General features: G+C 32.8%; 10 protein-coding genes. 3 read left to right on the top strand and 7 right to left on the bottom strand.

Annotation, left to right across the window (positions count from 1 at the left end):
* Positions 1 to 36 precede the first annotated feature (36 nt).
* Positions 37 to 945 carry a TssN family type VI secretion system protein gene (locus PGH12_RS03670; RefSeq protein ID WP_267599153.1) on the top strand — a complete coding sequence of 303 codons (909 nt, stop codon included), beginning with the start codon at positions 37 to 39 and terminating at the stop codon, positions 943 to 945.
* Positions 946 to 956: 11 nt separating this feature from the next.
* On the top strand, positions 957 to 2102 hold the full coding sequence (locus PGH12_RS03665; RefSeq protein ID WP_267599152.1) for a hypothetical protein: 1146 nt from the start codon (positions 957 to 959) through the stop codon (positions 2100 to 2102).
* Between the two features lie 69 nt (positions 2103 to 2171).
* Here the strand turns inward: PGH12_RS03665 and PGH12_RS03660 are convergent, their stop codons facing one another.
* Positions 2172 to 2825 (bottom strand): metal-dependent transcriptional regulator, encoded by a 654-nt coding sequence (locus tag PGH12_RS03660; RefSeq protein ID WP_267599151.1) that lies wholly within the window; start codon positions 2823 to 2825, stop codon positions 2172 to 2174.
* A gap of 85 nt (positions 2826 to 2910) precedes the next feature.
* Here PGH12_RS03660 and PGH12_RS03655 point away from each other — a divergent pair, with 85 nt between their 5' ends.
* On the top strand, positions 2911 to 3948 hold the full coding sequence (locus tag PGH12_RS03655; protein ID WP_267599150.1) for a threonine aldolase family protein: 1038 nt from the start codon (positions 2911 to 2913) through the stop codon (positions 3946 to 3948).
* 57 nt (positions 3949 to 4005) lie between these two features.
* On the opposite strand, the gene PGH12_RS03650 is transcribed toward PGH12_RS03655, so the two are convergent.
* The 6 genes from PGH12_RS03650 to PGH12_RS03625 form a co-directional block, all read right to left on the bottom strand.
* Complete coding sequence (locus tag PGH12_RS03650; RefSeq protein WP_267599149.1) at positions 4006 to 4512, bottom strand: hypothetical protein; 507 nt, start codon at positions 4510 to 4512, stop codon at positions 4006 to 4008.
* A 622-nt stretch (positions 4513 to 5134) separates the two neighbouring features.
* The gene (locus PGH12_RS03645) at positions 5135 to 7111 is read right to left on the bottom strand and encodes an LTA synthase family protein (RefSeq protein ID WP_267599148.1); all 1977 of its coding nucleotides are present in this window, start codon (positions 7109 to 7111) and stop codon (positions 5135 to 5137) included.
* Positions 7112 to 7202: 91 nt separating this feature from the next.
* Entirely contained in the window at positions 7203 to 8489 is a 1287-nt protein-coding gene (locus PGH12_RS03640) for a sensor histidine kinase (RefSeq protein ID WP_267599147.1), read from the bottom strand.
* A 9-nt stretch (positions 8490 to 8498) separates the two neighbouring features.
* Positions 8499 to 9176, bottom strand: coding sequence for a response regulator transcription factor (locus PGH12_RS03635; protein ID WP_267599145.1), 678 nt, complete (start codon positions 9174 to 9176; stop codon positions 8499 to 8501).
* A gap of 96 nt (positions 9177 to 9272) precedes the next feature.
* Positions 9273 to 10514, bottom strand: a complete 1242-nt coding sequence (locus tag PGH12_RS03630; protein WP_267599143.1) for a MutS-related protein — start codon at positions 10512 to 10514, stop codon at positions 9273 to 9275.
* A gap of 64 nt (positions 10515 to 10578) precedes the next feature.
* Positions 10579 to 12309, bottom strand: coding sequence for a UvrD-helicase domain-containing protein (locus PGH12_RS03625; protein WP_267599142.1), 1731 nt, complete (start codon positions 12307 to 12309; stop codon positions 10579 to 10581).
* Positions 12310 to 12322 lie beyond the last annotated feature (13 nt).

Raw genomic sequence — 12322 nt, 5'->3', positions numbered from 1 at the left:
ACAATCATCAATCACAATCACTATTAATTTAATTAAATGGAATTTTCTTCAGTAAAAGGTGTATTTCTAAGATATATTTTAGTGCCGTTGCTGGCGGTAATTATGATGGGTATTCTGGGTGCGATCAGAAGAAATCAGCCGGCGATAAAGATCAAAGTGATCATCATTTATGTACTGCTTTGCAGCTTATGTTTGGCACTTCCTGGGTTTTTAGGTTTTGCAGGAAATCTGTTTAATCCTTATTATTACTTGATTTCTCAGGTTGTATATTTAATCCTTGGGATTTTTCATGTCAATTTGATGCATCGTTTTTTCAGAAAACATATACAATCATTTAGTCTCAGTGTCTTATTTGAGTCTGTACTTTCTGTGACCTGCGTGCTTCTGGGAGCTTATCTTTTTGTACTAATTTTCCGATGGATCAGCAAAGATCAGGGATTTCCGGTAATGTCTGCTACGAGTGCATTGATCTTTTTTGTGCCAATGGTTTTTCATTACTGTTATATTCAGTTTATCAGTATTCCGGTTGATATTTATAAAACATGGCGATATTCTCCGGATCAGAAGCCACCGAATTTTGAAGGAGCAGATTTCGACAGATTAATGGTTTTGAATGTTGAATTGAGTAAAAATCTTGAAGATGCCAACAGATTCAGAATAAAAGCCAAAACTTTGCCGACTGGTGTTACTTTCGGAGACTGGTTTTTCCGTGTGGTAGACGATTATAATCACAAAAACCCACAGTCGATTATTCATCTTTCAGACGAAAGCAGAGAATCATATTACTGGATATTTTATACAAAAAAATCATTCTTCAGCTTTAGAAAATATATTGATTTCGATCAGGATATCAGCACCAATAATATCTCTGAAAACGAAGTGGTAGTCTGTAAAAGGGTTATCCAGCATGAAGAGGAAGGAAGAAGATCACCATCACAAATTTAAAAAGTATTACTATGATACAGCCAATCAAACATTTTGCAATCAACTGGGTCGACGGGATGAAAGTTTCTCAAAGACATCTCAATGACCAGGATAATTTTTTAATTGACACCATAAGAGATGCCAATTCGTTAGCAATCACAACTTATAATTATGGTCTGTTGCCGATTCCGAACGAATTTACCGACAAAACGATTTTTGATGTTCATAATACCGCAACCAATGATGTGCAGCTCGTTATCAAACATTGCAGTGCCGTCACATTAGCAGGTTACAGAATTGAGCTAAAAGACAGAAGAGTAAGCGTAAAAGCACTTGCCAAATCGATGAATCTGGATGAAAATCAGATCGATGGAGAGTATTATATTTTAATTTCTGTTAATCCTTTTGATAAAGTACCATTTGGCGATATCGATCCTGAGGAAATTCCGCCAAGACATCCGAATGCTCATGCCTACTACCATATTGAACTGTTAGCAGTTTCATCTTTGAACAGCAGCTATTCTGGAGGGAATTATCTGGTTGTGGGAAAAGTAGATTTTAAAGGCAATATCGCACAGGTTAATTCTACATTTATACCGCCATGTACATCGGTGCAGAGCCATCCGGCGCTGATCGATTACTATAACGGATACGCAAAATCAATCGGAAATCTTCAGCAATACGCATTTAAAATTATCCAGAAAGCTTCTCACAAAAATCAAAATACCGCTTTAGCATTAAATGTAAAATCGCTGTGTACTGTTTTGGTGAATACTTTTGGAGATATGTATTTTCAGTTTAGAAATGTGATTCCTTATCAGGCACCTGTATTTTTAATCGAAACTTTTGCTAAGTTAGCTTTGAGACTTTATAATGCTACACAGGTTTTGGTTCCTGCAGAGTTGGAAGAAATGTTGAATTATAGCTTAGAATGGAGCGAAATTGCACCTCATACTTTGCTAAATCAATTATCAACGGTTGCAGAGACTAATTATGATCATCATAATTGCGGCGAACCACTTTTATATATTCATCAGATGCTGAGAAGTTTAGAAACTATTTTCTCCAAATTAAGCGAACTGGATTACATCGGACAGCGAAAAGAAAATATTATCGTCAACGAGCAGGAAGTTTCTTCAAACACTAACCCGAAAAGAGGTTGGAGTGTTTTAGATTAATTTAATTAAATTTCATACAATAAATAAATCCCGAATATTGATGTTCGGGATTTTTAGGTGTATAAATATTTATTTTTTTACTAAAATTTTCTCAGTCGCTTTTTTGCTTAAAACTTCCTGTTTTCCTTCAACTTCCACGGTTACAGACCTGTCGAAATCTTCAATTTTAATAATTTTTATTTTAGTATTTAAAAGAAGTTTTCTTTCTGTAAGATAATTAAGAAAAGCATCATCAGAAAGCGTTACAGAAGCGAATACAATATTTTCTCCTACTTTACAATCACTTAATTTCTGCAAATCCTGCGAAATGATGTTGCCATCTTTATCAGGAATTGGTTCTCCATGAGGATCGAATTTGGGGTAATCTAAAATCTCGTCCATTTTATCAAAAAATATTTTGGAATGTACATGTTCCAGCTGTTCGGCGATTTCGTGAACATTTTCCCATCCAAAATTCATTTTTTTGACGAGAAACATCTCCGTTAATCTATGTTTTCTTACGACCAGAGCTGCTTCGCGTCTGCCTTTTTCTGTAACTTTCAGCGGTTTATAAGTTTCATAAACTACCCATTTTTTTTCAGCAAATTTTTTCATCATGTTATTGACGCTCGGCATTTTTACATTCAAAAATTTGCTGAGTTCGTTGATCGTTACTTTTCCTTCATGGTCAACTAAATGAAACAAAGCCTTCAGATAATTTTCCTCTGTTAATGTTGTTCTCAAAATGTTAGATGATTTTCGTTACAAATCTAACAAAATATTATTTAAAAATAAGTCTTGTTATTTTAAGTTTTTTTAATTTTGCTGAATGAAATTTTCCTTTAAAAACGACTATTCAGAAGGTTGTCATCCCAGAATTTTAGACTCGCTTTTACGCTTCAATACTGATCAGCAGGCGGGTTATGGGGAAGATGAATATTCTTTACAAGCTAAAAATTTAATTAAAGAAAAAACAGACAATCAGGCTGCTGATATCTATTTCGTTTCGGGCGGAACTCAGGCCAATCTGCTTGTTATTTCTTCAGTTCTAAAACCATATCAATGTGTGATTTCTGCATCCACGGGGCATATTTTGAATAATGAAACAGGTGCCATCGAGGCGACCGGACACAAAGTTTTGAGTATAGAAACTGAAGACGGAAAACTAAAACCTTCAGATATTCAGCCAATTTTAGATGGTCATAAAAATATTCCTCATCAGGTGATGCCGAAATTGGTTTATATTTCAAATTCTACAGAACTTGGAACGATTTATCAAAAAACAGAACTTGAAAGTCTTTCTAAATTTTGTCGTGAAAATAATCTTTATTTATTCATGGACGGCGCAAGATTGGGACATGCAATTACTTCCGAAATAAGTGATTTATCTTTAAAAGATGTTGCTAAACTGACGGATATTTTCTATCTGGGAGGCACGAAAAACGGAGCTTTAATAGGAGAGGCGATCGTGATCAATAATCAATCTTTACAGGAAGATTTTGCTTTCAACATAAAGCAAAAAGGTGCTTTGCTTGCAAAAGGCAGATTGTTGGGAATTCAGTTTTTAGAACTGCTAAAAGATGATCTGTATTTCGATCTGGCAAAACATGCAAATCAACAGGCAATGAAAATCAAAAATGCTTTATGTGAAAAAGGGATTTCATTTCTTTCAGATACTTTTACAAACCAGATTTTCCCGATTTTGAGTCATGAAATTATTGACAAATTATCTGATAAGTTTGAATTTTACATCTGGAAAAACATCAATGAAAATTCTTCAGCAATTCGGCTGATCACATCATGGAATACAAAAGATGAAGCGGTTGAAGATTTTATAGAAATCATTAATAATAATAATAATATATAAATACAAAAAATGCAACTCTCAGAAAGTTGCATTTTTTGTATTTTTTCCAAAGATAAATTATTTTTTCAAAGCTTTTGCGACCATAATGCAATCAGCAGTTTCCAGTTTCTGACCATCTTTATAGGCAACTTTTGTTTCATCAGCGTATTTCATCTGACCATTTTCATCTTTTTGATTTCCAATACCTTCCATTAAATTTCCGTCTTTTTGTAGAAAGAAAATATCTCTTTTACTGGTAGTTCCTTCAGATGCAAATTCGTACGTCAGTTTCAAGGTATCTCCAGATCTGAAGCCGGTAAGTTCACCTTTAGAACTATCTTTTTCGCTATTTTTATAGGCCATTTTTCCCGTAACGGTACCCAGATTATCATCAATACTAACAAAAACGCTGTCTTTTCCTGTTGCACCCATAAAGCAGTATGATTTTGCCCCCAAGGTATCAACCACAGTAGCAGTGGTGTCTGTAAGCGAATCTGCATTAGCCGCAGGAGCCGTAGTTTCAACTTTTTTGTTACAGTTGATCAGAAATAATGATAACGAACCTAATAAAATGTACTTTTTCATGACTTTTTATATTATATTAAATTGATTTGTATTGCTAAAATAATCATTGTAATCTGAATGGTAGGTAAATTTATAATAAAATTATATTTAACATATTTAAATTATGACGACAATGATTGAAATAATTCTTAAATTATATTAGACAGAAAAAATTAAAATTAAATTCGAAATTCTAATCGCTGAGAATCGGATAAAAATCTTTTATTTAAATCATACTCAGGATTTCAAAAAATTTGAAAACCATAGATAGCGATAAGAATTATAATTAAGTTATTAAAATATTTAAATAATGAATTTAAATTGATTTACAATCAAACGTGAGTCAAATAATGAGTAGAGAAATATGTAATTAATACATGAATTTTGGTACTTTTTAAAGATGTAAACTACTCCACAGTCAACATTTAAAAAGTCCTATAATTTATATTATGTTAAATAGAGTGTTGTTGTCGATTTAATTTTAATGTTCTATGGTTCTTGAAATCAGTATGTTATAAATTAATATTAGGATTTTTAAAACTTATAATTATTCAAGTTTTTACAATATTACAATGTTCAATTTTTTTGAATTTAATATTTTAGTTTCTAAAAAATAAATACTAACTCATGATAAGCTTGAATTTTATTTATTTCTCATCTTACCATTTTTAAATCTCATACTTGCCGTCTGATAATAAGAAATAGTTTGTGAAGCCAAATCCTTATTTTTTGTTTTCGATACTGTTAAGATCTGCTTTTCATTACCAGAAACAACGAATTGTTTAACACATTTTCTGTCGTCTATTTGAGTAAAAATATTACCTTTCAACATTCCTAAAGTTCTATAGTTACCGATAAAGGCTCTCTCATCTCCTATCGGAGTTTTATTAATATCTTTCCCATAGAGATTTGTTGTGTAATTCCAGCCGAGATAACCGAATAAAGTCGGCATTAGATCGATCTGTGATGTTAAACGAGCAATTTTTGTTGGCATCTGCTTCGGTAGATTATAAATTATGGCAGGTATATGATGTCTGTCGATATTAATTTCCCATTTCCCTGCACTGCTTGCACAATGATCTGCTACGATAACAAATACAGTATTTTTAAACCAGGGTTTCGTTTTGGCTTTTTCAATAAATTTTCCCAAAGCATAATCTGTATATTTCACAGCAGCGTTTCTGTCGCCCGGTGCAAGATCTATCCTTCCGGCGGGAAAAGAATACGGTTTGTGATTTGAAGTGGTCATTACAAACTGAAAAAATGGCTTATCGGATTTAAAATTTTTATCAGCATATTTTACGGATTGATTATAAAGATCTTCATCGCAAATTCCCCAGGCATTTTCAAAGGTAACTTCTTGGTCAGGAATTGCAAATCTATTTGTTGTAATTTCATCAGAAAGCGGATTTCCACGATCTCGGTCTACAATATCAAATCCCTGACCTCCAAAAAAAGTATTCATATTATCAAAATAACCGTCGCCACCGTAAATAAAATAAGGCTGATAGTTTTTTGATTTTACAATGGTAGAAACTGAAAATAAATTTTTGTTGTCTGGTCTTCTTACAATACTATTTCCCGGAGTTGGTGGGACAGATAACGTCAGAGCCTCCATGCCGCGAACCGTTCTGGTACCAGTTGCATAAAGATTTGTAAAGAAAATACTTTCGCTGGATAATCTATCGTAATTGGGCGTAAGATGATTAGTATTTCCAAATTCCGAAAGAAAATCTGCACTGAAACTTTCGATAGCAATAAGAATGATATTTGGTTTTTTTTCCTGATCGCCGGCTGTTATTCTTGAAATATCATCATATCGTGTTGTACTGTTTTTTTGGTTTTCCTGTAAAAGATTTTTTCTGACGATTGCGTAGGCTTCTTTTTCAGACAGTTTGGGATAGAACGTTTCATAATCAAGTTCATTAGATCTAAAAGCACTTACAAAAGAATAAGCTCCGTTTTTACCTAATTCATTAATTACTAGATTATTGCTGAAGTCTGCCTGTTTATTTCTCAAAGCTAATCCTAAAATAACAGCAATTCCAAAAACAGGAACCGTATGAAATAGACGATTACGGATCGGCGTTTTACGAGAAAAGGTGTGTTTAAAAGTACTAAATTTTTTAAATACAATGAATGTAAGCATGATCAATCCCACCAAAACAACGCCAACTAAAGGTAATGGATAAGATTGGTTGATATTGGCAAAAACTTCATAAGTATAAATGAGATAATCTACCGCAATGAAATTAAACCTTACTCCGAACTCATCCCAAAAAGGAATTTCCGCAAGAAGACTGAAATAAATGACAATTAAAATGATTGTGAGATAAAAATAAGTAAAACATCTGTCAAATAATGAACCCATCCATTTTCTCGGAAAAATTAATAAATAGATTGTGTAAGGAACCAGAATTGATAATCCCATTATAAGATCGAATAAAAAACCTGTTGCAAATGCTCTGAAAATATAAATCGGGTTAAGGTCTAGATCTTTTACAGACCAGATCATCATTGTAATCCTTATAAAAAAAGACAGAGAAATGTATAAAGATAAAATGCTGAATAATACAGAAAATCTGCTCTTAAATAACTTTTGGGATAATTTTGTATTCATTTTTTGAAGTCACTGTTTGCTATTAAAAAGCAAAGCAAAGACTCAATTTCGAAGAAATTTTGAATTCAGTAAATAAAGAGAGCTTCTCAATTTAGAATGTAACAGAAAAAAGGTGTTTTTGATCTGTAAAGCTGTATTTCACTTCCCAATTTTGAGATTTTAAAATTTCTTTAATAATAGCAAGCCCTAAACCGCTCCCGCTGTTGTTTGCAGATAGCCTTGCAAATCTTTTAAACAAAAGATCTTCATTTAATTTCTCGGCTCCGGTATTGGCGACAGAAAAAACTGAAGCTTGCAAGCTGACGAAAATAATACCATCTGCTGCAGTATGCCGAATTGCGTTCAGAAACAGATTGTTAATAAGTATTTCTGTAAGACTTGTATTTCCTTTTATGGACGTTTTTTGAATGACACCGAGCTTTAAAGTTATGTTTTTCTGATCAAGATGTTCCTGAAGATTTTCAATACTTTGAGTCAGTAATTCATCAAAATTGATGATTTCTGAATGAAGAAACTGGCTGTTCTCAATTTTTGCCAGCAGCAGAAGATTTTGATTGATTCTTGCACTTCGCGACAGTGCTTTGTGCATATCTTCAGCGATATTGTACTGTTTTTCAGTAAGATCTGCATCCTGCAATAGAAGATCAAGCTTGTTCTTCAAAATAGCCAACGGTGTTTGCAACTCGTGAGATGCATTTTCGGTAAATTCTTTCTGGGCTTTATAAACAGAAACATTCTGAGCAATAAGCTTTTTTAAAGAAATATTCAGCTCATCGAATTCTGTAGTGTCAGTATTTTCAAACTCAATGATTGTCTGTGTGTTAAGATTAAAATTCTTTAATTTATCTAATGTGTTTCTGAACGGTTTCCAGATTGTCTTTGATAATCTTCTGTTCAGAATAAAAAGTCCCGTTACGATCATAATAAAAAAGAAAAGAGTAATCATTCCGATAATCATTACTGTACTTTCGGTTTCCTCAATATTGGTTTCTATGGTAAACAGATACGGTTCATTTTTAATATAAATCACTTTTTTGAGAGTTCTGTAACGCTCGATTGTTTTATCAGAAGAAAATGGTTTATACTTTTCGGTGGTAAAGATCTGGTCTTTCTTATAACTGTTAAAAGGAAGTTTCTGAATACTGGTGCCGGGTTGAATCTGATTCCATAAATTGATATTCCGCTGAATATCTTTATTGGAAATCTTCATTCGGTTAAATTCAAATGAAGTTTTTTCTGCAACAATTTCATTGTGCTCGTCAAGTTCATTTTGCCAGATCGCATCAACCATAAAATAATAGACAGGTATACTGATTGTCAGAATAATCAGCACAAAGATCAAAAACGGTTTGGTTGTTTTACTTAATAACGGCTTCATTTTATCAATTTATGTACTCTCCCATTTGTATCCGGTTCCATATACTGTTTTCAGATAATGGTCGCAGCCGGCGTCGTAGAGTTTTTTCTTCAGATTTTTTACGTGAGCGTATACAAAATCGTGGTTTTCCAGCATATCGGCAAAGTCTCCCGAAAGATGTTCTGCCAATGTACTTTTAGAGATTACTCTGTTTTTATTTCCGATAAAATAGATTAATAAATCAAATTCTTTTTTTGTCAAAACGATGATTTTGTTGTTTACAGCAACGGTTTTAGAAAGAAGATCAATCTGAAGTTCATTTTGCTTCACCACATTTGTACTGCTGAACTGTTTCCTCCGAATGACGGAATAAATTCTGGCCGTCAATTCAGATAGATGAAATGGCTTGGTCAAATAATCATCTGCGCCAATCTGCAAACCTCTTATTTTATCATCTAAAGCATTTTTAGCCGAAATAATAATCACACCATCCTGTTTCTGTTCTTTTTTCAATTCTTCAAGAATTTTCAGTCCGTTTCCATCCGGTAAAGTAATATCCAGCAAAATACAGTCATACTGAAACACGGCGATTTTGTTCATCGCTTCACGATATGTTGCAGCAAATTCGCACAGATAATTCTCTTCTGATAAATATTCTGCAATGCTTTTTGCAAGTTCAGATTCGTCCTCAATAATCAGAATTTTCATCTGTGATAATTTTTTATTTACTGACTAATCCGTCAATTGTTTAACTGCAAATTTAAAGATTCAATTCTGTAGAAATTTTGAATTTACAAAAACTTCTTAACATTGATGATCATCTTTTAAAAGATCGTTCAAACCATACTGATCAAAAATTATTTTTCCTACTTCAAGTTTAGACCAGCCTTTCTGCAACCTGTAAGTAAATAACAAATCGTTGTTTTCAAAAAGACATTCCAAGTTGAGCAATGTAATATTCTTTTCATCCTTTAAAAGATTTTCTATCATATTGAGATGGGTTGAAAAGATAAACATTGAGTTGGTATATCTCGAAATTCCAAGTATCGTATCACCGGTAATTTTTGCCGAATCATTAATATTTGTTCCACTAAATATTTCATCAAAAACCGCAAAGCAGTTTTTTGTTTTTAATTCGACGAGTACATTTTTAATATTGATAATCTCCTGCATAAAATGGCTGTGACCTTCTTTAAGATTATCAGTAACAGAGAAATGTAGAAAAATTCGGTCATAGAATGGTATTTTGCACGATTCTGCAGGTACAGCAATTCCCAAATGTGCGAGTAAAACAATAATGCTCACAGATTTCATAGCCGTTGACTTTCCAGACATATTCGCTCCTGTAAAGACCATTATGTTTTTTTCTCTTTCAGTAAGCGTATTTTTCACCGACGTTGTAAGATCAAGATGGTAAAATTCTCTTATTATAAATTTTTGATTATCAGAAAATTCCGGAAAAACAAGATCATTGAGAGCAATACCTTTTGCAATACTTGAGTGCACATCAAACATATAAAAGAAATCCCAAAAAGACTCAAAGCTTTTCTTTCCAATTTCTGATTTAATTATAAGTAATAATGTCTTTCTAAGTTTGAAATTCAATTCTTTTTGATGATAATCAATTACAGTCAAAGATTCAATAAATTTTAGGGTTTCATTTATTTCAGCACAATAATCTTTACAAAATTCAGATTGTTTAAAGTTTTCCAGTACGGCGTGAAAACCATGAAAAAATTCAATAAAAATTGACAGGTTATTATTTATTTCTTTAAAAAAATTTCTGTAAGTCAAATTTCTAATAAATGTGTAGTTGTAAGAATCTGCCTCACCCAAAAGTTTATGAGTCACAGAAACCGCATTTTCGCTGATCCTGTAATCTTTTATAATATGAAGATTTTCTAAAAACATTTTTAGCTTTTGCTGCGTATATAATGTCTGGTTTTTATTAAAAGATTTCTGACTGAAAAAAAGATTTAAATATTGTCTGGATTTTCTGGTCTGCGTAAAATTAAAATGGGATACAATTTCCGAAATATTTTCCATTGTTCATTGTGTTTATATTTTTAAAGAAGGATTTTTGGACTTTAGATTTTTGATCTTATAAATTCTAAAAATTATTCATATCTAATTTTTTAAGTCTCGATGAAATTGCACTTTTTGTACGGCCAAAATGTCTGGCGAGATCACTGCCGCTGATTCCTTCAGAAAACATTTCAGACAATTCTTGGTCAAGATCTGGCGTCCACGGTTGGTATGCGCCTTTGTGTTTTTCGCGTATGAGATCAACGTTATAAGTCTTTTCAGCCTTTTTATCCTCTTTCGGAATATCTTTAATAACATGTATTTGAGAAGATTCCGGAAAATTGAGCGGCATCAGAGATTCGGGAATATAGAGTTTGCTTTTTGCACGAGTAACGGCAACATACAATAAATTGATCTCTTCATTAAGTTTCGTGAGATTAATTTCCTCGGGCTTTTTGTCTTTCTTTATCTTTTCTAATTTTTCCTCAGAAATAAAATCTTCTACAAGTCGCACACTGTCATACTCCATTCCCTTACAACGATGTACGGTAGAAAAAATCATTTCCGCTTTCTCTTTTTCGTCACCTTCTACGTGTTTATTCTTAATCGTTTTAATGATATTCGGAATCTTATTGCCGTATTCTTTCACAATTTCCACCATCATTCCCAGTTGCATATCTTCTGTCTTACCAATATAATCTTCAAGTTCCTTGAGATTTTTCATCGCTTTAATGAGCTTATCTTTTATGAGATGACGGTTTTCGTTTTGTAAATTTAAAACATCATATAAAGAAGCTCCTTCGTCAGCGTAAGTATAAGAATTAATATTTCCTTCAAAATAAATATACTTTACTTTTTTATTTTCGGTAACGTATTCTATCGCTTTCAGCAGCAAGCCGAGATTTGTTCTTGCGATAATGGCCTTGCTCTTAATCTCACCAACTTCTCCTTTTCCGGTGATCAAAATCGCCTCCTCATTGTTGATGTAATTTTTATATTTAAATATTTGTTTCGCAAGATCAGCAATATCCTGACTAAAACGAAAACTCGCCGATAAATAATGCGTCTCAAAATTTGCTTTTTCTAACGAATTGACTGCAAAACGCCATCCGTAGATCTGCTGATTAGTATCTCCCACGATTACTTTTGTAGCATTTTGCTTCAGAAAAACATCGAGCATTGCCGGCGAGGCATCTTGACCTTCATCAAATAAGATAAAATCAAAAGGTAGTTTGGGATTCAAAATCTGAAACTTTTTAAGATAGAAATCATGAGTGATTTCAATTTCGCCTTTATCCATTTTGCTGAGCAGTAACCTTGTTTTTGAGAGGATATACTGATAAAAAGTAGTCACAAATTTTTTCGCATTGGTATCAGAAATTGTATCTAAATAATTCAGATCCTGAACTTTGAGTTTGTCGCTATTGCAGAAATAAGTTATAAATTTATTGATGTGGTTGGCAATGATATATTCATTATGTTTTTCACCATTTCCCTGTAGATGAAGAAGTTCTGCAATTTCACTCGTTTTGTATCCTTGCGCTCTAATTCTGTAATTGCTGTTATAAATGATGTATTTGTACGCCAGAGAATGCGCAGTTTCTACCTGAACATTTTGTAGACCGGCTTTCTGAAATTTTTTTGCAGCTTCCAATTTTACAGATTTGTTGAACGCCAGATATAAAATTTTGCTTTCCGCAGATCTTGATCTTGCATATTCGATAACGGTTGTTGTTTTTCCCGAGCCTGCAACTGCATTTATCTTGATGTTTCCAGTGGAATTTATAATTTTTTGCTGCTCCTGAGTCCACTTCATTCTTGTGTTTTTT

The organism is Chryseobacterium sp. CY350 (genome assembly GCF_027945075.1).
Classification (GTDB): domain Bacteria; phylum Bacteroidota; class Bacteroidia; order Flavobacteriales; family Weeksellaceae; genus Chryseobacterium.
This window is presented reverse-complemented; position numbering and strand designations above follow the sequence as displayed.

Excerpts from the sequence above, each read along its gene's own strand:
- PGH12_RS03635 (WP_267599145.1), bottom strand. The coding sequence starts at position 9,176 with ATGAAAATTCTGATTATTGAGGACGAATCTGAACTTGCAAAAAGCATT.
- PGH12_RS03625 (WP_267599142.1), bottom strand. The coding sequence starts at position 12,309 with ATGAAGTGGACTCAGGAGCAGCAAAAAATTATAAATTCCACTGGAAAC.
- PGH12_RS03650 (WP_267599149.1), bottom strand. The coding sequence starts at position 4,512 with ATGAAAAAGTACATTTTATTAGGTTCGTTATCATTATTTCTGATCAAC.
- PGH12_RS03670 (WP_267599153.1), top strand. The coding sequence starts at position 37 with ATGGAATTTTCTTCAGTAAAAGGTGTATTTCTAAGATATATTTTAGTG.
- PGH12_RS03640 (WP_267599147.1), bottom strand. The coding sequence starts at position 8,489 with ATGAAGCCGTTATTAAGTAAAACAACCAAACCGTTTTTGATCTTTGTG.
- PGH12_RS03645 (WP_267599148.1), bottom strand. The coding sequence starts at position 7,111 with ATGAATACAAAATTATCCCAAAAGTTATTTAAGAGCAGATTTTCTGTA.
- PGH12_RS03665 (WP_267599152.1), top strand. The coding sequence starts at position 957 with ATGATACAGCCAATCAAACATTTTGCAATCAACTGGGTCGACGGGATG.
- PGH12_RS03655 (WP_267599150.1), top strand. The coding sequence starts at position 2,911 with ATGAAATTTTCCTTTAAAAACGACTATTCAGAAGGTTGTCATCCCAGA.
- PGH12_RS03630 (WP_267599143.1), bottom strand. The coding sequence starts at position 10,514 with ATGGAAAATATTTCGGAAATTGTATCCCATTTTAATTTTACGCAGACC.